Here is a 21,139-nt window from a genome sequence, read left to right on the forward strand (position 1 = left end):
CAGATGCGCGCCGCCGCGCCGCTGGTGCAGAACATCACAAATTACGTGTCGATGAACGTGATGGCCAACGTGTTGCTGGCCGCCGGGGCCGCGCCCGCGATGGTGCATGCCCGGCAGGAGGCGGCGGAATTCGCCGGCCTGGCTGGGGCGCTGAACGTCAATATCGGCACGCTCAGCCCCGACTGGGTGCTGGCGATGGAGGCCGCTGCAAAGGCCGCGCGCGATGCGGGCACGCCCTGGGGGTTGGACCCGGTGGCGGCCGGGGCGACCGGCTATCGGCGCGAGGTGTCGGCGCGGCTGCTGGCGCTGGGGCCGGATGTGATCCGGGGCAATGCCTCGGAAATCCTGGCGCTGGCCGGGGATGGCGGCGCGGGGCGCGGCGTGGATGCGGGCGACCCGGTCGCCGCGGCCGAGGCGGCGGCGCGGGCGCTGGCCCTGCGCACGGGCGGTGTGGTCATCGCCAGCGGGGCGGTCGATTTCGTGACCGACGGCACGCGCGCGGCGCGGGTGTCGAACGGGCATGCGCTGATGGCGCGGGTCACGGCGCTGGGCTGTTCGTTAAGCGCGCTGGTGATGGCCTTTGTGGCGGCGGGCGACGATCCCTTTGACGCGGCGGTGGCGGCGCTGGCCTATTACGGGCTGGCGGGCGAACGTGCGGCCGAAGCCGCGCGCGGACCGGGCAGTTTCGCGGTGGGTTTCCTGGATGCGCTGGCGGCCATCGATGCGGTCGATCTGCGGGCCGATGCCCGGGTCGAACTGCTGTGACCGACTGGCGCGTCTATCTGGTGACCGACCCCGCGGCGCGGGGTGGCGTGGTGCAGACCGCGCTGGCCGCGGCGCGGGCCGGGGCCGGGGTGGTGCAGCTGCGCGACAAGCACGCGAGCGATGACGCGATGATCGCCCAGGCGCGGGCGCTGAAGGCGGGGCTGGACCCGCTGGGCGTGCCGTTGATCGTCAATGACCGGATCGCGGTGGCCCAGGCCGTGGGCGCCGCCGGGGTCCATGTGGGCCAGGGCGATGACAGCGCGGCCCGGGCGCGGGCGGTGCTGGGGCCGGGGGCAATTGTGGGGCTTTCGGTGGAAACCGATGCGCAATTGGCGGCGGTGGATTGGGGCACCGTCGACTATATCGGTGCCAGCCCGGTATATGCCACGCCGACCAAGCCCGATCACGCCGCGCCGCTGGGGCTGGACGGACTGGCGCGGCTTTGCGCAGGCGCGCGCGGCCCGGTCGTGGCCATTGGCGGGCTGGGCGTGGACAACGCCGCCGCCATCCGGCGTGCCGGGGCGGCGGGCGTGGCTGTCGTTTCGGCCATCTGCGGGGCCGAGGATCCGGGCGCGGCCACGCGCCGTCTGTTGCAAGCATGGGAGGACGCATGACACCGAACGTATTGAGCATCGCGGGCTCGGACCCGTCGGGCGGGGCGGGGATTCAAGCCGATATCAAGGCGATCTCGGCGAATGGCGGCTATGCGATGGCGGCGCTGACCGCGCTGACGGCGCAGAACACCCAAGGGGTGACCGGGGTGCAGGCGATCCCGCCCGATTTCGTGGCCCGGCAGATCGACACGGTCTTTGACGATATCCGCGTCGACGCGGTCAAGATCGGGATGCTGGCCAATGCGCCGGTCATGCGTGCGGTGGCCGATGTGCTGCGCGCCCGCGCGGCCCGCAATGTGGTGCTGGACCCGGTGATGGTGGCCAAGGGCGGCGACCGGCTGCTGCCGGCGGATGCGGTCGTGGCGCTGCGCGATCTGTTGCTGCCGCTGGCCGACGTGATCACCCCCAACCTGCCCGAGGCGGCCGAGCTGCTGGGCACGCCCGAGATCACCGCCCGTGCCGACATGCCCGACACGGCCGCAAGGCTGCTGGCGCTGGGGCCGGGTGCGGTGCTGCTGAAGGGCGGGCATCTGGGCGGCGCGGACAGTCCCGATTACCTGCTGACCGCCGATGGCGGCACCTGGTTCGACGGCGCGCGCACCGCCACGCGCAACACCCACGGCACCGGCTGCACCCTGTCATCGGCGCTGGCCACGCAGCTTGCGCGGCAGGGCGGCCAGGCGGTCCCGGCGGTGCGGGCGGCCAAGGCCTATATCGCGGGGGCCATTGCGGCGGCGGATCGGCTGGATGTGGGGCAGGGGCACGGGCCGGTGCACCACTTCTTTCGCCACGACCCGGCGGGCGACGCGCCGCAAACCTGAGCGATGCGACGGATTTTTCCCATGCCCGAGGGCGCGGGGATGGGGGATACTGAATGGACCACACACAACATCGCAGGGACCGGATGCTCGACACGACCTTCGCCACGACCCGCCCCGTCCTGACGCCCGTTCCGGGTGGCGCCCCGCTGTCCTTGCGGCCGGTCGCGCCCGCGCCAGGCCCCGCCGGTCTGCTGGCGGGCGCGCGTGTTCTGGTGCCCGGCGGCCTGCGCCGGGTCGAGGCGCTGCGCCCCGGCGATGCGGTGCTGACCGCCGATCACGGCATCCAGACGGTGCGGGGCATCCATACGCATATGCTGGGCGGGCGCGACGACAACGCGCCGGTCTTCATCGCGGCGGGGATGGTGGGCAATGGCGCGAACCTGTTGGTCGCGCCCGGGCACCGGTTCGTGATCCGGGGCGACTGGGTGCAGCGGCGGCTGGGCGTGAACGAGGCGCTGGTGCCCGCGCGCCAGCTGATCGACGGCACCGGCATCTTCCGCAGCCCACGGGCCGAGGTGACGTATTACCAGATCCGCTTCGACCGGCATGAACTGATCTTTGCCGAGGCCGCCCTGTGCGAAAGCCTGCGCCCGCAGGCAGAGGCACCCGCGCGCCCGGTTCTGGCCGCCGAAACCCCGCAGCCGATGCGCATCGCGGTGTGACCGGCCACCGGGGCGGTCAGATCGAAAAGCTGGTGCCGCAACCGCAGGAACTGGTGGCGTTCGGGTTTTCGATCACGAACCGCGCGCCGATCAGCTCGTCGGTGAAGTCGATGACCGCATTGGCCAGGAACGGCAGCGAGACCGCATCGACCACGACCTTTTGCCCGGATCCCTCCAGCACCAGATCGTCACCGGCCGGATCGTCCAGCGAGATATCGTATTGAAAGCCCGAGCATCCGCCGCCTTCGACCGCCACGCGCAACGCCTTGCCCTGATCGGCGGCGCCGATTTCGGCCAGCCGGGCAAAGGCGCGTTCCGTCACCTTGGGGGGCAAGTTCAGGTCCATGGGGCAAATTCCCGTATCAAAACCGTATCATGTCGCATATATGATCGCCCGAAAGCGGCGACAAGCCAAGGGGACAATATGCTTGCCAGATATGCCTGCGATCCGGCGCACAGCCGGGGGCGGCTCTATCCCGAGGGGGAAAGTACCTTTCGCTCGTGTTTTCAACGGGATCGCGACCGGATCATCCATTGCTCGGCCTTTCGGCGGCTGAAACACAAGACGCAAGTGTTTGTCGAGCATGAGGGCGATTTCTATCGCACGCGCCTGACCCATTCGATCGAGGTCGCCCAGGTCGCGCGCACGCTTTCGGGCGTTCTGGGGCTGAACAGCGAGCTGACCGAGGCCGTGGCGCTGGCCCACGATCTGGGCCACACGCCCTTTGGCCACACGGGCGAGGATGCGCTGGCCAAGCTGATGGCGCCCTATGGCGGGTTCGATCACAACGCCCAGGCCATTCGCATCGTCACCCATCTGGAACGCCACTATGCCGAGTTCGACGGTCTGAACCTGACCTGGGACACGCTGGAAGGCATCGCCAAGCATAATGGCCCTGTGACGGGCGATCTGCCCTATGCGCTGGCCGATTATAACGCGATCCACGATCTGGAACTGCATACCCATGCCAGCGCCGAGGCACAGGTGGCCGCGCTGGCCGATGACATCGCCTATAACCACCACGACATCCATGACGGGCTGCGCGCGCAGCTTTTCGATCAGGAAGAGGTCGCCAGCCTGCCGATCCTGCGCGATTGCTATGCCGAGGTCGACCGCACCTATCCCGATACCGACCGCTATCGCCGCCGGCACGAGGCGCTCAGGCGCTTTTTCGGTGTGATGGTCGAGGATGTGATCGCCGAGACCCGCAGGACCCTGGCCGAGATCGACCCGCAAAGCGCCGATGACGTGCGGCTCTGCGGCCGCCCCGTGGCGCGGTTCAGCCAGGGTGTCTGGAACGACCTGAAGGTGCTGCGCAAGTTCATGTTCGACAAGATGTACCGCGCGCCGTCGGTCATGGTCGTGCGGGCCGAGGTCACGAAGGTGGTCGAAGAGCTGTTCCCGCATTACCTGGAACATCCCGACCTGCTGCCGCCGCGCTGGCAGGTCGATGTCGAAAAGGCCGGCACCGACCGCACCGCGCTGGCGCGGGTGGTGTCGGATTACGTATCGGGCATGACCGACCGCTATGCGATCGAGATCCATGCCGAATTGTTCGGAAACGCCGCGTAAGGGGGACAGGACATGGCAATTGCCGCAGATGGGGCGCTGAGCCCGGTAATGGCCTTCGCGCTGGTGGGCGCGCTGGGCGTGGGGGCGCAATGGCTGGCCTGGCGCCTGCGGATGCCGGCCATCGTGCTGATGCTGGCCGCGGGTCTGGTCGTCGGCCCGGTGCTGGGCGTGTTCGATCCCGAACGGGATGTGGGGCCGCTGATGGGGCCGATGATCTCGATCGCGGTCGCGATCATCCTGTTCGAGGGCGGTTTGACGCTGAACCTGCATTCGCTGCGCGATGCGGCGGTGGGGGTGCGGCGGCTGGTGATCATCGGCGCGCCGCTGGGCTGGCTGATGTCGGCGCTGGTGCTGCATTACGTGGCCGGGCTTGGCTGGGCGACCTCGGCCGTTTTCGGCGGCATCATGATCGTCACCGGTCCCACGGTGATCGCGCCGCTGCTGCGGCAGGCCCGGCTGCGCCGCAGGCCCGCCCAGTTGCTGCAATGGGAGGCGATCGTCAACGACCCCATCGGCGCGCTGGCGGCGGTGCTGGCGTTCGGGCTGGTGCTGGTGCTGCACACCGCCGAAACGCTGGGCCATGCGCTGTGGGAAATGGCGCTGGGCGTAGGCGTGGCGACGGTTCTGGGCGTGCTGGCGGGCTGGGGCCTGTCGGCCGCGTTCCGCCGGGCGCTTGTCCCTGAATACATGAAGGTGCCGGTGCTGTTCGTGGCGGTGCTGGGGATCTTTGCCCTGTCGGACACGGTGCTGCATGAAAGCGGGCTGCTGGCGGTCACGGTGATGGGGCTGTGGATCGCCAATGCCGATCTGCCATCCTATACCGAGCTGCGCCGGTTCAAGGAACACGCCACCGTGCTGCTGGTGTCGGGGGTGTTCATCCTGCTGGCGGCGTCGATGGATTTCGAAACCCTGGCGCGGCTGGACTGGCGCGCGGCGGCCTTTGTCGTGGCGGTGATCCTGGTGGCGCGGCCGCTGACGGTGATGGTGTCGCTGCTGTTTTCGCCGGTTCCGATGGCCGAGCGGCTGTTGGTCGCCTTTACCGGGCCGCGCGGCGTGGTGCTGGTGGCGGTCGCGGGGCTGTTCGGCACGCGGCTGGCCGATCTGGGGATCGAGGATGGCACGCTGATCGCGCCGCTGGCCTTTGTGCTGGTGGCCGCGACCGTGGTGCTGCACGGTTTCACCCTGACCCCGGTGGCGCGCTGGCTGGGCCTGACGGGGGGCGAGGTGCCGGGCGTGCTGATCGTGGGCGGCAGCCGCTGGTCGGTGGGTCTGGCCGAGGCGCTGAAAAAGGCCGAGGTGCCGGTGCTGATCGCCGACACCAACCGGTCGCGCCTGCGCAGCGCGCGCGAGGCCGGTGTGCCGACCTTCTACGGAGATATCCTGTCCGAGGCCGCCGAGCACAGCCTGGAAATCGCGGCCTATGGGCTGGTGGTCGCGGCGACCGACAACGATGCCTATAACACGCTGGTGGCCACCGATATCGCGCCCGAGTTTGGCCGCGACAACGTGTTCCAGCTGAAACGCGACACCCAGAAAAGCGCGCGCCATGTCCTGCCCGCAACGCTGGGCGGGCGTCCCCTGGGCGCGGGCAACGGGTTTTACGAGCTGCAGGCGCTGATGGCGCAGGGCTGGGCGTTCCGCGTCACCCGCCTGACCGAGGAGTTCACGCTGGAAAACTGGAGCGAAACCGCGGGCGAGGCGATCCCGCTGGCCCGCCTGTCGCCCACCGGCGAGCTGCGCCTGTTGAACGCGCAGGACGATTTCACGGCCCCCGCGGGCGCGCGGCTGATCGCCATGGCCCCGCCCGAGGCCAAGGGACAGGCAACGGGGCAGGGGTGAGCCATCTGCATTGACCCCGGCCCTTGCCGTGGTAAACCGCGCGCAACAGACAGGAAGACCGACATGAACCTCTTTACCGAACTGCGCGGGCTGGTGATCGACAGCCTGGATGGGCTGGTGGCCGATGGCGTGCTGCCCGCCGGGCTGGCCTATGCCAATGTCACGGTCGAGCCGCCGCGCGACGCCGCCCATGGCGACATGGCCACCAATGCCGCGATGGTGCTGGCCAAGCCGGCGGGGATGAAACCCCGCGACATCGCCGAGGCGCTGGCCGCCAAGCTGGCCGCCGATCCCCGCATTACGGTGGCCGAGGTCGCAGGCCCCGGCTTTCTGAACCTGCGCCTGGCGCCCGGCCTGTGGCAGGGGCTGGTCAAGACAGTGCTGGAAACCGGCACCGATTTCGGCCGCTCGGCCATGGGGCAGGGGCAAAAGGTCAATGTCGAATATGTCTCGGCCAACCCCACCGGCCCGCTGCATGTGGGCCACACGCGCGGCGCGGTCTTTGGCGATGCGCTGGCCAGCCTGCTGGATTACAGCGGCCACAAGGTCACGCGCGAATATTACATCAACGATGGCGGCGCCCAGGTCGATGTGCTGGCCCGGTCGGTTTACCTGCGTTACCTGGAAGCCCATGGCGAGGCGGTGGAGTTTCCCGACGGCACCTATCCCGGCGACTATCTGGTCGCGGTGGGCGCGGCGCTGAAGGACAAGGTGGGCGATGCCTATGTCGGCAAGGGCGAGCAGTTCTGGCTGACCGAGGTGCGCGATTTCGCCACCGACGCGATGATGGAGCTGATCCGGGCCGACCTGGCCGCGCTGGGGGTCGAGATGGACGTGTTCTATAGCGAGAAATCGCTTTACGGCACCGGCCGGATCGAGGCCGCGATCGCCGATCTGGACGCCAAGGGGCTGATCTATCGCGGGACTCTGGAGCCGCCTAAGGGCAAGACGCCCGAGGATTGGGAGCCGCGCGAGCAGACTCTGTTCAAATCGACCGATTTCGGCGATGACGTGGACCGCCCGATCAAGAAATCGGACGGGGCCTGGACCTATTTCGCGCCCGATATCGCCTATCACTATGACAAGGTGTCGCGCGGCTTCGACCAGCTGATCGACGTGTTCGGCGCCGATCACGGCGGCTATGTCAAGCGGATGAAGGCGGCTGTTTCGGCGCTGAGCGATGGCAAGGTGCCGCTGGATATCAAGCTGACCCAGCTGGTGAAGCTGTGGAAGAACGGCGAGCCGTTCAAGATGTCGAAACGCGCGGGCAATTTCGTCACCCTGCGCGATGTGGTCGATCAGGTCGGCCCCGATGTCACGCGGTTCCACATGCTGACGCGCAAGAACGACGCGCCGCTGGATTTCGATTTCGACAAGGTGCTGGATCAGTCCAAGGACAACCCGGTCTATTACGTGCAATACGCCCATGCGCGGGTGTGTTCGGTGCTGCGCAAGGCGGCCGAGGCCGGGATCGCTGCCGACGACGCCACGCTGGCCGCCGCCGATCTGTCCAAGCTGGACCACGAGGCCGAGCTGGCCGTGGCGAAAAAGCTGGCCGAATGGCCGCGCCTGGTGGAAATCGCGGCCCGCACGCACGAGCCGCACCGGGTGGCGTTCTATCTGTATGAATTGGCGTCCGATCTGCACGGGCTGTGGAACCGGGGCAATGAATTGCCGCAGCTGCGTTTCCTGCAAGAGGGCGACGCCGCCACCAGCCAGTCCAAAATCGCCCTGGCACGTGCCGTGGCCGTTGTTATTTCCGCTGGTCTTGGTATTCTGGGCGTGACCCCGGTCGAAGAAATGCGCTGAAAAACAGGCGCCATCCGGGGGTTGAGGCAGGCAAGAGACCCACGGGTGGCGCGATCCACCATATGCGGGCAGTGAGGCAGGTATGGCGGATATCGAATTCGGCGATTACGACGAGGATTATTCTGAAACGACAGGCGCTTGGCAGTCGGTGGTCAACTGGACCGGCGCGCTGTGTTCGCTCGCCTTGGTGGGCGGGCTGGCCTATTGGGGCTACGAGCTTCTGGTGCGCGACGTGACCGGTGTGCCGGTGGTGCGCGCGCTTGAGGGGCCGATGCGGGTCGCGCCCGACGATCCCGGCGGGCTGCAGGCCGAGCATCAGGGGCTGGCCGTCAATGACGTGGCCGCCGGTGGCACCGCCACCCGTCCCGCCGATACCGTGACCTTGGCGCCCCGGCCCATCGACCTGGCCGACGAAGACGCCACGCCGCTTGCCGCCGAAGTCGCCGAGATGACGCCGGCGGCCGAGGATGAAGCGCCGCCCGCCACAGCGGTGGACCCCGAAACGCTGACCACCACCAGCCTGAGCCAAGACATCACCGCCCCCGATCCGGTGCAGGCTGCTCAGGCGCTGGCCGACACCCTGACCGAGGGGGCAACGCCGCTCAGCCCCGCGCCCGAGCCCGAGGCCGTGGAAGAGCCCAAGCTGAAGCTGGTGCCCGCATCTGTGCCCGGCGTGAAGCGCTCGCCCCGTCCCACGGTCCGCCCCGAGGGCGATCTGGCCGCGCGCGCCGCGCTGGCCGCCGTCAATGCCCGGGCCGAGGCCAAGCCCGAGGAAATCGCCGCCACCGCCGTGGCCGCGGGCAGCAATCTGGTGCAGCTGGGCGCCTTTGACAGCGCCGAGGTCGCGCGGTCCGAATGGCAGCGCCTGTCGTCGCGATTTGCCAGCTTCCTGCAGGGCAAGCAGCGCGTGGTGCAGCGTGCCGAAAGCGGCGGGCGCATCTTCTATCGCCTGCGCGCCGCCGGGTTCAGCGATATCGCCGATGCGCGCCAGTTCTGTGCCGCGCTGACCGCCGAACGCGCCGACTGCATCCCGGTCGTCGCACGATGAGCCTTGGCGCGGGGATCCTGGGCTGTTCCGGCCCCGCGCTCAGCGATGCCGAACGCGGGTTTTTCGCCGAAACCCGCCCCTATGGCTTTATCCTGTTCGCCCGCAATATCGACACGCCCGACCAGATCCGCCGCCTGTGTGCGGATCTCCGCGACGCCGCAGGCCATGAGGCACCGATCCTGATCGATCAGGAAGGGGGGCGCGTGCAGCGCCTGCGCCCGCCGCATTGGCGCGACCACCTGCCGCCGCTGGACCAGATCCGCATTGCCGGCCCTGCGGGCGCGGCGCGGTCGATGTACCTGCGGTCGCGCCTGATCGCGGCGGAACTGCACGATCTGGGCATCGACGTGAACTGCGCCCCCACCTGCGACGTGGCGCGGGCCGAAACCCATCCGTTTCTGCTGAACCGCTGCTATGGCGACGATCCGCAGACCGTGGCCAAGATGGCCCGCGCGGTGGTGCAGGGACAGGCCGATGGCGGTGTCCTGTCGATCATCAAACACATTCCCGGCCACGGCGCGGGGCAGGTGGACAGCCACCTGGAACTGCCCCGGGTCGATCTGCCGCTGGACCAGCTTCAGGCCACCGATTTCGCCCCGTTCAAGGCGCTGTCGGACGTGCCCTTCGCCATGACCGCCCACATCGTCTATCCCGCACTGGACCCGGATCGCCCCGCCACGACCTCGCCCGCCGCCATTGCCGCGATCCGTGATCAGATCGGCTATCCCGGCGCGCTGATGAGCGACGATATCTCGATGCAGGCGCTGTCGGGCAGCATTGCCGACCGGTCGCGCGACGCGCTGGCCGCGGGCTGCGACCTGGTCCTGCACTGCAATGGCGACATGGCCGAGATGCGCGATGTCATGGCCGTCAGCGGCACGCTTCAGGGTGCCGCGCTGGAGCGCGCGCAATCGGCGCTGAACAGCCGCCGCGCGCCGCAACCCGTTGACATCGCCGCGCTGGAAGACGAGCTTGAGGCCCTGTTGAAAGGGGCCGTGCATGGCTGACGACGTGGCGCAGTTCGAGGAAGACACCGTCGACGCCCGGCTGGCGGCCGAGGCGCTGATCGTCGATGTCGATGGCTATGAGGGGCCGCTCGACCTGTTGCTGACCATGGCGCGGACGCAAAAGGTCGACCTGCGCAAGATCTCGGTCCTGCAACTGGCAGAGCAATACCTGGCCTTTGTCGAAGAGGCCAAGGCGCTGCGGCTGGAACTGGCGGCCGATTACCTGGTGATGGCGGCCTGGCTTGCGTTCCTGAAATCCCGCCTGCTGCTGCCCCCCGATCCCAGCGACGAGGGCCCGTCGGGCGAGGAACTGGCCGCCCACCTGGCCTTCCAGCTGGAACGGCTTGAGGCGATGCGCAAATGCGCGGCGCAGTTGATGGCGCGCGACCAGCTGGGGCGCGATTTCTTCGCCCGGGGCATCCCCGAGGACGTGACCCGCGTGCGCCGCGTGACCTATACCGCGACGCTGCTGGACCTGATGCAGGGCTACGCCCGCATCCGCACCAAGGACGATTTCCGCCCCTTCGTGATGGACCGCGAAAAGGTCTATACGATGGAACAGGCGCTGGACCGGATGCGCGGGCTCATTGGCTTTGCGGGCGAGTGGACGACGCTCTCTAGCTATCTGCCCGAGGGGTGGGAAACCGACCCGGTCAAGCGCCGCTCGGCCACCGCCGCGACCTTTGCCGCCACGCTGGAACTGGTCAAACGCGGCGCGCTGGAACTGCGCCAGGGCGAGACCTTCGCCCCGATCGAGATCCGCCGGAAAGAGGGCGCATGACCGACGACACAGAAGAGAAAAGCCTGTTCGAAGCCCCGCCCATGGCCGAACAGGAACGCATGGTCGAGGCGATCCTGTTCGCCAGCGCCGAGCCGGTCACGGTGGCCGAGTTGAACGGCCGGATGCCCCATGGCTGCGACGCGGCCGAGGCGCTGGTCATGTTGCGCAAACGCTATGACGGGCGCGGCGTGCAGGTGCTGAAGGTGGGCGAGGCCTGGGCGATGCGCACCGCGGGCGACCTGGGCTTCCTGATGCAGAAGGAAACGGTTGAGACCCGAAAACTCAGCCGCGCGGCCATCGAAACCCTGGCGATCATCGCCTATCACCAACCCGCCACCCGCGCCGAGATCGAGGAAATCCGCGGCGTATCGGTCAGCCGCGGCACCGTCGACCAGTTGCTGGAGCTGGAATGGATCCGCTTCGGCCGCCGCCGCATGACCCCGGGCCGCCCGGTGACCTATGTCGTCACCCAAAGCTTCCTGGACCATTTCGGCCTGGAAAGCGCCCGCGACCTGCCGGGGCTGAAGGAACTGCGCGCCGCCGGCCTGCTGGAAAACCGCCCACCCCCCGGCACGGGGCTGGAGGACGAAGAGGCACAGGACGAACAGGACGAGCTGTTCGAGGACGAAAGCTGATGACGCCCGAGCGCCTGATCCGCATGGTGGCCAACCGGTTCCTGAAACGGCTGCTGCGCAAGGGCATGTCGGCCGGCACAACCCGCATCAGCCCCGCCGAAGACACCCTGACCCAAGCCGAAAAACAACAAGCCCGCCAAGCCCGCCGCATGGCCCGCCGGGCGCGTCAGGCGCAGAAGCAGGGACGAAGGTTGAAGTAGGGAGACTCTAAGAACGGCGGATTGCCGACATTCGCTGCAGATCAAATCAATGCCCGAGATGTGCCGGGTATCTGCCGCCCAAAGCGCAGCCCAGGCGAAGTCGGATAGCTCGAAAAACGGAAGTAGTTGAGGCGACCATACCTACAAATAGTAGAGGTTAGCTTCCGGCCCATTCCCGGCCACCTTTCTAGGTCGAAGGACCAACGACCTGCTATCGTTCAAAAACTCCAAAACCTTGACCAGTGCTCTTAGCATTGATTATGTCCAAGAGCACAGGCGACTTCCACGTCTACGGCAGTGATAAAAGATCGTAAAACATTGAAGCGGACCAGTATCGGGGCAACATGAAATTCAATTTTTCAGACAATTATGAATTTGAAGCGTTCGTCAGAAAAGTCGCCGTGGAGTGTTGGGGGGCCAGCGGCTATAGCGGAGCCATTGTTGTCGATGGCAAGGAACGTGATGGTATCCTCGAAAATGACCATCATATTTATTGCCTTGAGATTACTACATCCAAGAACTCCAAGCATACGCATGATAGCTGCAAGAAGTTAGATGGATTGGTGAAGCGTCTACGCGGTAAGCATCCAGACAAGGGTGTTACGGGATGGTACATTACCAGATTTGATCCGACAGGGGACCAGGGGGCAGTTCTTTCGGAGTTCCAATCCATCGTAAATCATAGGACTTACGATGCATTCTATGCGAACATGATAGATGCAAAAGAATATTTGATTGAGCGTGAGAAGAAACCATTTGGAAGCATTCGCGGGCCCGAAGACGGTCGGTTCGATGCAAAACTAAGCTACACTCCTACGAAAATCTTGAACACTGTAACGGGTACTTATTTTCACACCGGCTCGATAGTGAAGCAAATGTCAAAATCGCCGTTTAGGGGGATTCTGGTCGGCGAATATGGTGCTGGAAAGAGCATGGCTCTACGCGATATTTTTCAAAAACTATCTCGTCAATACCGGCAGGGAGGCGACTCGCAGTTTCCAGTTTATATCAACCTCAGGGATCACGTTGAACAATATGACCCTGACGAATGTTTGCGCCGGCACGCTTCAAGCATAGGTATGAAGAAGCCCGAGAATTTGATCCGCGCATGGCGCTCTGGCTTGGTTTATCTTCTTCTCGACGGCTTTGACGAGTTGGCACCCCGCATCGCGACAAACTCGCGAAAACGGGCCCAAGACCTGCGCAAATCGGCTATTAATCTTGTGCGCCGCATTGTGGACGAAACACCAGTCGAAGGAAGCATTCTTCTCGCAGGCAGAAATAATTACTTCGACACAGATCGAGAGCTCCACACCGCTGTAGGCGTGAGAAATAGCTGGAAGCTGTACGAAATTCACGACTTGGACAGCGATGATCTTGCTCGCTTTATCGCTGACCACGGATGGGAAGGTGGGGTGCCAGACTGGGTTCCGAAAAAGCCACTTTTGATCTCCTACGTTAAGCAGAACAATCTAATAGACGAAACTATGGAAGAAGGTGCGAGCCGTACCTTCGACCCTGCGGCCGGGTGGGATTTTCTTGTTGATAAGATATGCGAGCGGGAGGTTGATCAGGTTTATGTCGCGTTAGAACCGACCGAACTCCGCCAAATATACGGTCGCCTCGCGACGTACGCCCGCCGCAGATCTGATCGTAGAGGGCCTATGTCTTTTTCAGATTGCCGAAGGGCGTTCGTTGAGATCACGGGCGTTGAGCCGGAAGAAAGAAGCATAACAGCAATTTTGAGGTTACCTGGGCTTTCTGGTAGCCTGTCTGGTGTTGAAACTTCGGAGCTTGAAAGGGGGTCGAGGTTTTTCGTAGATCCGGATCTCGCTGACTGCTTAAGTGCAGGCGATGTAGAAACCGCTATCACCATGCCATACGATTACCCAGTTTCCGTACATGAAGGGATATCCCACTCACTTGGAGAACTTGGTCGTAGAGTTGTATTCAACCGCCTTGGAGATGATGGAAATCGAAAGCTAAGTGAAGCTTTGCGGGTCTTTTCGTCGCAACATTCGGACGGAGCGCGGAATGTATGTTCTGACTTGGCTAGCGTCGCGTTCTCTAACTCTGCAAAAATCACGGGTGAGATTTTTATAACCAACTCCTACATGACAAATTTGCCCATAGAGGGTGGAGCGGACTTTTCTTCGTTTACCTTCGATAGCTGTGGATTTGAGGGCGTGAGCATTGACATTGTTCAACCAAGTGAAATGCCTAACTTCCAAGGATGTCAGATAACTTTGTTGAAGGCACCGAGCGAAATGGCGGAGATTTCGAATCACATTACATCTCACAATGATGTAGATGCGACCGATTTCTACGACGTGAGCTACGACACGCTGAGAAATGCAGGCGCCCCCGAGGCTTATTTGGATCTTATTTCTATCATTGATAAAGCTTTTATTCAGTCGACCAAGGGTAGGCAGCTTGGAGCGATGTATCGTGGGCGCCCGGAAGAGCGTCGCGTTAGTATTTCGACAATCCTCGACACGATGGTGAAACAAGGTTGGATCAGTATTTCGCGACGCGGTGGTGCAGAAATTGTGGTCCCTAACATGTCCCGAGCAGCGGAAGCGAAGGCAATCATTGCGCGCAAGGACTATAATTGTCATCTGATTGCGGCATAGATAGCGAGGGGCGCGAATGTCCGGTTAGACCTAGCTGGAGCGCCCGCAGGCAATCACATTGAATGACCGCTAAGGGCCATCCCCCCAATCACCCCACCCGGAAATGCTTGCTCAGCTTCAGCCCCTGGCCCTGGTAGTTCGAGGCGATGTCGGTGCCGTAGAGCTGGTCGGGGGTGTCGGACATGGCCTCGTATACCAGCCGGCCCACCACCTGACCGTGTTCCAGCACGAAGGGCGCCTCGTGGCAGCGGACTTCCAGCACCCCGCGCGAGCCGGCGCCTCCGGCGGCGTCGAAGCCGAAGCCGGGGTCGAAGAAGCCCGCGTAATGCACCCGGAATTCGCCCACCATCGCCAGATAGGGCGCCATTTCGGCGGCGCAGTCGGGGGGGATGGCGATGGCCTCGCGGCTGACAAGGATATAGAACGCGCCGGGGTCCAGGATGATGCGGCCGTCGCTGGTGCGGACCTCCTCCCAGTAATCGGCGGGGGCATAGTGGTTCAGCTTCGACAGGTCCACGACCCCGGTATGCCGCTTGGCGCGATAGCCGACCAGATCGCCCCGGGCGGGCTTCAGGTCGACGGAAAAGGCCAGCCCGTCGGAAATCACCGGATCGCCCGACACGATGGGCGTGCGGGCGTGGACGGCGCGCAGCGCGTCGTCTGACAGAAGCGTCTTGCCCTGGCGGAAGATCACCTGCGTCAGCAGTTGCCCCGGCTGGACGACGACCGAAAAGCTCTGCGGGCAGAGCTCGGCGTAAAGCGGGCCGTCATACCCTTCGGGGACGCGGTCGAATTCGATGCCCTGATCGGTGATGACCCGCGTCATCAGGTCGACCCGCCCGATCGAGCTTTTGGCGCTGGCCGCCGCCGTCATGCCCGCGGGCAGGCGCAAACATTCCATCAGCGGCACCAGATAGACGCAGCCCTTTTCCAGCACCGCGCCACCGGTCAGGGCGATCTGGTGCATGGTCAGCCCGTCCAGCCGGTCGGCCACCGTCGCGCCCTTGCCGGGCAGGAAGGACGCGCGCACGCGATAGGCGGTGTCGCTCAGCCGCAAATCGAGCGAGGCAGGCTGGATCTGTTCGTTCAGGATCGGGGACGAGGCCGCAATGCCGCCTTCGGTGATCATCGCGCGGATCTGGTGATCGGCCAGCACACCGGTCTTCATGCGCCTTCTCCCCTGTTGCGCGGGCTTGTTCCACCCGGCGGATACAAAAACACCCGCCCAGAACCCGGGCGGGCGGTTTTGATACTGGTCGGGCTAGCAGGACTCGAACCTGCGACCTTCCGTCCCCCAGACGGACGCGCTACCAGGCTGCGCCATAGCCCGACGTGAGGCGCTTCATACCATGTCTGCGGGCGGGGGCAAGCGCCAATTGGCAGAAGTTTGCGGCGATCAGCCACCGTCGGTCATGCGGTCGTGCAACGTGTTCAGGCGCGACATGGCGGCGTTCAGCTCGTCGCGGTGTTCCTGGCTGAGTTTCAGCCGCACAACGCGGTCGCGCAGCTGGATCGTCAGCGGCGGCGGCATCTGGCCATGCAGCGAATCATCGTCGTCCCGCGGGTCGTGTTTCGGCAAATGCGCGCCCAGCGGGCGCAGCTCGGCGGTGTCGTCGGGCTGGGCCGGGGCAGGGGGCGTGTCGGGCTGCGCCGGGTCGGTGTCATCGGCCCCGTGCAGGTCCAGCGTTGGTTGCTCTGCGGGCGGGGTGGGGTCGGGCAGATCGGCTGCGGTCGGTTCGGCCGGCGGTTCGGGCGCGGGGTCGGGCTGCGGTGCCTTGTCCAGGTTGACGGGCGGCGCATGGGCCGGGCCGTCATCATCCGCGTCTGTCTGGCCGAACGGCAGGTCGGCCTGCCCCGCGGCAGGGTCGAGCGGGACGACATTGTCGCCCGCATCCGGATCCGCGTCCAGCGGCGGGTGGGGCACGTCGATGGCCATCGGCGCCTCGTCGACCGCCGGGGTCGGATCGGGGTCGAAATCCTGGGGCGCGGGGCTGGCCGTCAGGTCCATATCGGCATCCGCGTCCAGCGGCTGCGACAGGGTCGAGACATGCTTAACCCCTTGTTCGCGCAGCACTTTCTGTGCGCCACGAATGGTCATCCCATCCTCGTGCAGCAACCGCTTGATGCCGCCCAGCAACAGCATGTCACTGGGGCGGTAATAGCGTCTGCCGCCCGCACGTTTGACGGGTTTCACCTGGGAAAAACGGCTTTCCCAGAAGCGCAGGACATGGGCCGGGGTCTCCAGCCACTCGGACACCTCGCTGATGGTGCGGAAGGCGTCAGGTGACTTCTTCATGCTGGGTTATCCTTTGTTCCCCGCAGCCACACGATCTTTCATCAGATGTGACGGGCGGAAGGTCAGCACGCGCCTTGGCAGAATGGGCACTTCCTGACCGGTTTTCGGATTGCGCCCCACCCGCGCGGCTTTGTCCCGGACACTGAACGTGCCAAAGGACGAGATCTTGACGGTTTCCCCCGAGACCAGAGCATCCGACATATGCGCCAGCACGCTTTCGACCAGCTGCGCGGATTCGTTGCGGGACAGGCCGACCTCGCGGAACACCGCCTCGCTCAGGTCCATCCGTGTCAGTGTTTTCGAACTCATAATCTCCCCCCGGGGTTGTGTTCCTGCTCAGGTTAACGGGAATGGAAAATCCGAGTCAATATCAAGGGCTTGAGCGCCGTATTTTGAGCAATGAATGACCACCGCTTTGCCACGATCCTACCAGCGGATCACGACCGCGCCCCAGGCCAGGCCGCCGCCGATCGCTTCGGTCACGACCAGATCGTCGGGTTTGATGTCGCCATTGGCCTTGCCCACCGACAGAGCCAGCGGAATCGACGCGGCCGAGGTGTTGCCATGATCCTGCACGGTGACGATCACCCGGTCCATCGGCACCTGCATGCGCTGCGCGGTGGCCTTGATGATCCGCAGATTCGCCTGGTGCGGCACGATCCAGTCGACATCGGCGCTGCCCAGCCCGGCCTTGTCCAGCGCGGCATGGGCGGTTTCGGCCAGCTTCTCGACCGCGTGGCGAAAGACCTCGCGCCCCTCCATCCGCAGATGGCCGGTGGTGCCGGTCGTGACGCCGCCATCGACGTAAAGCAGCGATTTATAGGTGCCGTCGGAATGCAGATCGGTGGCCAGGATGCCGCGATCCTGCGGCGTGCCGTCGGCCTCTTGCCCCTCGAGGATCAGCGCGCCCGCGCCATCGCCGAACAGAACGCAGGTGCTCCGGTCGGTCCAGTCCATCAGCCGGCTGAAGGTTTCGGCGCCGATGACCAGCACGCGCTTGGCCTGTCCCGACAGGATCATCGCATTGGCGTTCGACAGCGCATAGACGAACCCGGCACAGACCGCCTGAACGTCGAAGGCAAAGCCGCTGGTCATCCCCAGCGCGCTTTGCACCATGGTGGCGGCGGAGGGAAAGGTCAGATCGGCGGTCGAGGTCGCCAGCACGATGGCGTCGATATCGTCCGGCTGCATCCCCGCATCGTCAAGTGCGGCGCGCGCGGCGCGTTCGGCCAGCATGGATGTCGTTTCACCCTCGGCCGCGAAGTGGCGGCGTTCGATGCCCGAACGGCTGCGGATCCATTCGTCGGTGGTTTCCAGGGTTTTCTCGAATTCCGCATTGGGAACGATACGCTCGGGCAGGTAATGCCCAACCCCCCTGACCACGGCCCTTATTGTCATTCTGCTCTACCGGTCCTGCTGGCCTAGTTACTGGGCTCATCTTGACGTGACGGGCTGGCCGATGCAACCCGCGCCGCCAGTCTTTCGCTGAAGCCCGATTGCGCCAGCTGAAAGGCCAGCTTGACCGCCGCCGACACGCCCGTCGCATCGGCTGAGCCGTGCGATTTCACCACCGTGCCGTTCAGCCCCAGGAACACCCCGCCATTCACCCGGCGCGGGTCGATGCGCTTTTTCAGCCGCTGGAGCGAGGTAAAGGCCAACACCGCCGCTATCCGCGACAGGGGCGAGAATTTGAACGCCGCGCGCAGCAGCTCGCTGATCAGCGATGCGGTGCCTTCGGCGGTTTTCAGGGCGATATTGCCGGTGAACCCGTCGGTCACGATCACGTCGACCTTGTCCGATGGGATGTCGCCGCCTTCGACGAAGCCCACGAATTCGAATTCGTTTTCCGCTGCGGCGGCGGCGATCAGGTCATGCGCCGCCTTCAGCTCGGCCCGGCCCTTGTGTTCCTCGGTGCCGACATTCAGCAGCCCGATGCGGGGGCAGGGCAGGTTCAGACCGTTGCGGGCATAGGACGCCCCCATCTGCGCATATTGCAGCAGGTCGTGTTCGTCGGCGCGGATATCGGCGCCCACGTCCAGCATCACGTTGAACCCCTGCGGATTGCGCGAGGGCCACAGGCACGCGATGGCGGGGCGGTTCACGCCCGGCAGCTTGCGCAGCCGCACCATGCTCAGCGCCATCAGCGCGCCGGTATTGCCACAGGACACCGCGACCGTCGCCTCGCCCGCGCGTACCGAATCCACCGCCGACCACATCGACGTGTCCTTGCCGTGCCGCATCACGTGGCTGGGCTTGGCATCCATCGTGACGACATCGCTGGCATCGCGGATCTCGCACCTTTCGGCCAGCCCGCGCCGGCGGTTCACCAGCTTGGACAGCTCGGCCTCGGGGCCGTGCAGGATGAAGCGGATATCGGGATTCTTGGCCGCAGAACGCGCAATACCGGCGACAATGGTCGCCGGTCCGCGATCGCCACCCATCGCGTCCACGGAGATCACCGTGCGCGGGGCGGCTGGCTGTTCAGGGTTGCCCTGTGCGGTCATCTGCTGATGCACGCCCGGACAACCACTTAAGCAGCGTCTTCTTCGTCCAGATCGATCTCGTCAGCCTGGGCGACGACCTCGCGGTCGTCATAGTGGCCGCAGGCCGCACAGACGTGGTGCGGGCGCTTCAGCTCGCCACAGTTCGGGCACTCGGCCGGATTGCCGGGCTTCAGGAAATCGTGCGAACGGCGGTTTCCACGGCGCGAACGCGTAATCTTATTCTGAGGGACAGCCATGTCTCAACCTCGGTATCTTTGGGGCAAAGGCCCGGATTTGCTGGGGAATAAGCGACCCAAGCAGCAAGCTGCGTGCCGTCCTACCCATAGTCTAAACGAGGCCGGGAACATACTAAGATTCTGCTCCTGTGCAAGCCTTTTTCTGCCCTGCGGCTATTCTTTCTTTTGCGCCGCTTTCAACGCCGCCAGCGCGGCGAAGGGTTTGGCGTCTTCGTCGGTCATGGGCGCGACGCCCGGTTCGGCGAATTGCGCCTGTTCCAGCGCCGCGCCATCGGCCCGCGGATAGTCCGGAAGCGCCAGCGCCAGCGCCTCGGTCAGCACGTCGAACAGGTCCAGAACCTCGGGCATCGGCTCGACGCTGTCATCTTCGGGCATCTCGACCTCGGTCGTGTCGGGAATCACCTCGGGGCGGGCGGTGTAGAGCCGGGCGATTTCGGTGTCGATCCGGGTCGTGACCGGCTCCAGCGTCACGACGCAGGGCTGAATGACGGTCGCGCCCAGATTGGCGCGCAACCGCCAGTCGGCGCGATTCTCGGGCTGTAACTGGCCGGTGAAGCGCAGCTTGCGCAGCCCGCTGATGCCCAGTGTTTGGGCAAGTTTTGCACGGGTTTCGGCATCGGGTTCGATGGTGAACGCGTGGCTGCGGTCGGCGGGCAGGGCCCGCAGGCGGGTGGTGGGGGTCTCGGTGGTGATCTGGGTCATCGGATCGGTTCCATTCTTGAACAGCCGCTTATCCTTCTGTAAGCCGATACGTGGCCGGTGGCCGGGTGACAAGGGGCGCGAATGCGTAGATTGGGAAATAGCGTTGGTCTGATGGCGGCGGCGGCGATGTCGGTGGCGCTGAGCGGATGTTCGACGATCAAGCGCAATCATGGCTATGTGCCCACCGATGCCGAGCTGGAAGAGGTGGTCGTCGGCGTCGACACGCGCGACACCGTTTCCGACGTGATCGGGCCGCCGTCGACAGCCGGTGTGATGCGCGACAACGCCTGGTACTATGTCGCCAGCAGCTGGGAGACCAGGCTTTACTTCGCGCCTGAGGAAATATCGCGCGAGCTGGTGGCGATTTCCTTCAGCCCTGACGGGGTGGTCGAGAATGTCGAGCGGTTCGGCCTGCAGGACGGCAATGTCATCGCGCTGAACCGCCGGGTGACCGACGACAACATCAAGGGCATCACCTTCCTGGGTCAGCTTCTGGGCAATGTCGGCAATTTCGACGCGGGCCAGGTTCTGGGCAACAACTAGGGCGCATCTTCGGGCTCGAATTCCAGCGCAACGCCGTTGATGCAATACCGCAGCCCGGTGGGCGCGGGGCCGTCGGGGAACACATGCCCCAGATGCGCGTCGCAGCGGCTGCAATGCACTTCGGTACGCCGCATGAAGAAGCTGCGATCCGTCGTTTCCCCGACATTTTCCGCCGCGATGGGCTGATAGAAGCTGGGCCAGCCGGTGCCGCTGTCGAACTTGGTGGCCTGGTCGAACAGCGGCGCGCCGCAGCAGACACAGGCGAAGGTGCCGGGGGCCTTGGGAAAATCGTCATGGGTGAAGGCGCGTTCGGTGCCGTGCTTGCGCGTGACCTTATAGGCCAGGTCGCTGAGCGTTTCGCGCCACTCGGCGTCGGTCTTGACGATCTTGTCGGTCATTTTCCCCCCGATCTTGTCAAACGGATGTCATATCTTGCGTGCTATGGGACGCGGAACCATATGTAGGCCGACA

General features: G+C 65.0%; 23 protein-coding genes and 1 tRNA gene. 14 read left to right on the forward strand and 10 right to left on the reverse strand.

The genetic code is table 11. The features are described from left to right. The first annotated feature begins 3 nt into the window (after window positions 1–3). The 4 genes from thiM to CLM60_RS11150 are packed head-to-tail and all read left to right on the forward strand — an operon-like array spanning window position 4 to window position 2,862. Entirely contained in the window at window positions 4–765 is a 762-nt protein-coding gene (gene thiM, locus CLM60_RS11135; RefSeq protein ID WP_095589361.1) for a hydroxyethylthiazole kinase, read from the forward strand. Beyond that, a complete protein-coding gene (gene thiE, locus CLM60_RS11140) occupies window positions 762–1,379 on the forward strand; it encodes a thiamine phosphate synthase (RefSeq protein ID WP_095589206.1) in 618 nt (205 codons plus the stop codon). The genes thiM and thiE overlap by 4 nt, the downstream gene beginning before the upstream one ends. Then, complete coding sequence (thiD, locus tag CLM60_RS11145) at window positions 1,376–2,200, forward strand: bifunctional hydroxymethylpyrimidine kinase/phosphomethylpyrimidine kinase (protein WP_095589207.1); 825 nt, start codon at window positions 1,376–1,378, stop codon at window positions 2,198–2,200. Before thiE ends, thiD begins: the two co-directional genes overlap by 4 nt. 53 nt (window positions 2,201–2,253) lie before the next feature. Continuing rightward, complete coding sequence (locus CLM60_RS11150; RefSeq protein ID WP_095589208.1) at window positions 2,254–2,862, forward strand: Hint domain-containing protein; 609 nt, start codon at window positions 2,254–2,256, stop codon at window positions 2,860–2,862. 16 nt (window positions 2,863–2,878) lie between these two features. Here the strand turns inward: CLM60_RS11150 and CLM60_RS11155 are convergent, their stop codons facing one another. Next, window positions 2,879–3,202, reverse strand: a complete 324-nt coding sequence (locus CLM60_RS11155) for a HesB/IscA family protein (RefSeq protein ID WP_095589362.1) — start codon at window positions 3,200–3,202, stop codon at window positions 2,879–2,881. An 84-nt stretch (window positions 3,203–3,286) separates the two neighbouring features. Here CLM60_RS11155 and CLM60_RS11160 point away from each other — a divergent pair, with 84 nt between their 5' ends. From CLM60_RS11160 to CLM60_RS11200, 9 genes are all read left to right on the forward strand, one after another. Beyond that, window positions 3,287–4,435 (forward strand): deoxyguanosinetriphosphate triphosphohydrolase, encoded by a 1,149-nt coding sequence (locus CLM60_RS11160; protein ID WP_095589209.1) that lies wholly within the window; start codon window positions 3,287–3,289, stop codon window positions 4,433–4,435. Between the two features lie 12 nt (window positions 4,436–4,447). Further along, window positions 4,448–6,274 (forward strand): cation:proton antiporter, encoded by a 1,827-nt coding sequence (locus CLM60_RS11165; protein WP_095589210.1) that lies wholly within the window; start codon window positions 4,448–4,450, stop codon window positions 6,272–6,274. 63 nt (window positions 6,275–6,337) lie between these two features. After that, window positions 6,338–8,083 (forward strand): arginine--tRNA ligase, encoded by a 1,746-nt coding sequence (argS, locus tag CLM60_RS11170; RefSeq protein ID WP_095589211.1) that lies wholly within the window; start codon window positions 6,338–6,340, stop codon window positions 8,081–8,083. 82 nt (window positions 8,084–8,165) lie between these two features. Further along, window positions 8,166–9,131, forward strand: coding sequence for an SPOR domain-containing protein (locus tag CLM60_RS11175; protein ID WP_095589212.1), 966 nt, complete (start codon window positions 8,166–8,168; stop codon window positions 9,129–9,131). Then, window positions 9,128–10,138, forward strand: a complete 1,011-nt coding sequence (gene nagZ, locus CLM60_RS11180; protein ID WP_095589213.1) for a beta-N-acetylhexosaminidase — start codon at window positions 9,128–9,130, stop codon at window positions 10,136–10,138. Before CLM60_RS11175 ends, nagZ begins: the two co-directional genes overlap by 4 nt. Further along, the gene (locus tag CLM60_RS11185; RefSeq protein ID WP_095589214.1) at window positions 10,131–10,919 is read left to right on the forward strand and encodes a segregation and condensation protein A; all 789 of its coding nucleotides are present in this window, start codon (window positions 10,131–10,133) and stop codon (window positions 10,917–10,919) included. The genes nagZ and CLM60_RS11185 overlap by 8 nt, the downstream gene beginning before the upstream one ends. Next, entirely contained in the window at window positions 10,916–11,554 is a 639-nt protein-coding gene (scpB, locus tag CLM60_RS11190; RefSeq protein ID WP_095589215.1) for an SMC-Scp complex subunit ScpB, read from the forward strand. Before CLM60_RS11185 ends, scpB begins: the two co-directional genes overlap by 4 nt. After that, a complete protein-coding gene (locus tag CLM60_RS11195) occupies window positions 11,554–11,754 on the forward strand; it encodes a hypothetical protein (protein ID WP_095589216.1) in 201 nt (66 codons plus the stop codon). The genes scpB and CLM60_RS11195 overlap by 1 nt, the downstream gene beginning before the upstream one ends. A 344-nt stretch (window positions 11,755–12,098) precedes the next feature. Beyond that, complete coding sequence (locus tag CLM60_RS11200; protein ID WP_095589217.1) at window positions 12,099–14,387, forward strand: NACHT domain-containing protein; 2,289 nt, start codon at window positions 12,099–12,101, stop codon at window positions 14,385–14,387. Between the two features lie 88 nt (window positions 14,388–14,475). Here CLM60_RS11200 and CLM60_RS11205 read toward each other — a convergent pair whose 3' ends face one another. The 8 genes from CLM60_RS11205 to CLM60_RS11240 form a co-directional block, all read right to left on the reverse strand. After that, window positions 14,476–15,555, reverse strand: a complete 1,080-nt coding sequence (locus CLM60_RS11205; RefSeq protein WP_095589218.1) for a 2'-deoxycytidine 5'-triphosphate deaminase — start codon at window positions 15,553–15,555, stop codon at window positions 14,476–14,478. A gap of 85 nt (window positions 15,556–15,640) precedes the next feature. Then, window positions 15,641–15,717 (reverse strand) — tRNA-Pro (locus tag CLM60_RS11210). Window positions 15,718–15,783: 66 nt separating this feature from the next. Continuing rightward, entirely contained in the window at window positions 15,784–16,683 is a 900-nt protein-coding gene (locus tag CLM60_RS21195) for a MerR family transcriptional regulator (RefSeq protein ID WP_245848370.1), read from the reverse strand. 6 nt (window positions 16,684–16,689) lie between these two features. Further along, on the reverse strand, window positions 16,690–16,992 hold the full coding sequence (gene ihfA / locus CLM60_RS11220; RefSeq protein WP_036558828.1) for an integration host factor subunit alpha: 303 nt from the start codon (window positions 16,990–16,992) through the stop codon (window positions 16,690–16,692). A 117-nt stretch (window positions 16,993–17,109) separates the two neighbouring features. Next, window positions 17,110–18,081 (reverse strand): beta-ketoacyl-ACP synthase III, encoded by a 972-nt coding sequence (locus CLM60_RS11225; protein WP_095589219.1) that lies wholly within the window; start codon window positions 18,079–18,081, stop codon window positions 17,110–17,112. Window positions 18,082–18,104: 23 nt separating this feature from the next. Further along, window positions 18,105–19,187 carry a phosphate acyltransferase PlsX gene (gene plsX / locus CLM60_RS11230; protein WP_095589363.1) on the reverse strand — a complete coding sequence of 361 codons (1,083 nt, stop codon included), beginning with the start codon at window positions 19,185–19,187 and terminating at the stop codon, window positions 18,105–18,107. A 26-nt stretch (window positions 19,188–19,213) separates the two neighbouring features. Then, window positions 19,214–19,423 (reverse strand): 50S ribosomal protein L32, encoded by a 210-nt coding sequence (gene rpmF / locus CLM60_RS11235; protein WP_036558834.1) that lies wholly within the window; start codon window positions 19,421–19,423, stop codon window positions 19,214–19,216. Window positions 19,424–19,576: 153 nt separating this feature from the next. Next, on the reverse strand, window positions 19,577–20,125 hold the full coding sequence (locus tag CLM60_RS11240; protein WP_095589220.1) for a YceD family protein: 549 nt from the start codon (window positions 20,123–20,125) through the stop codon (window positions 19,577–19,579). Between the two features lie 81 nt (window positions 20,126–20,206). Between CLM60_RS11240 and CLM60_RS11245 the strand changes: the two genes are divergently transcribed. Next, a complete protein-coding gene (locus CLM60_RS11245) occupies window positions 20,207–20,668 on the forward strand; it encodes an outer membrane protein assembly factor BamE (protein ID WP_095589221.1) in 462 nt (153 codons plus the stop codon). Here the strand turns inward: CLM60_RS11245 and msrB are convergent. Next, complete coding sequence (gene msrB, locus CLM60_RS11250) at window positions 20,665–21,066, reverse strand: peptide-methionine (R)-S-oxide reductase MsrB (RefSeq protein ID WP_095589222.1); 402 nt, start codon at window positions 21,064–21,066, stop codon at window positions 20,665–20,667. The two genes, CLM60_RS11245 and msrB, sit on opposite strands and share 4 nt — an antisense overlap. Window positions 21,067–21,139: the final 73 nt, after the last annotated feature.

The organism is Actibacterium ureilyticum (assembly GCF_002285435.1).
In the GTDB taxonomy this organism is placed as follows: Bacteria; Pseudomonadota; Alphaproteobacteria; order Rhodobacterales; family Rhodobacteraceae; genus Actibacterium_C; species Actibacterium_C ureilyticum.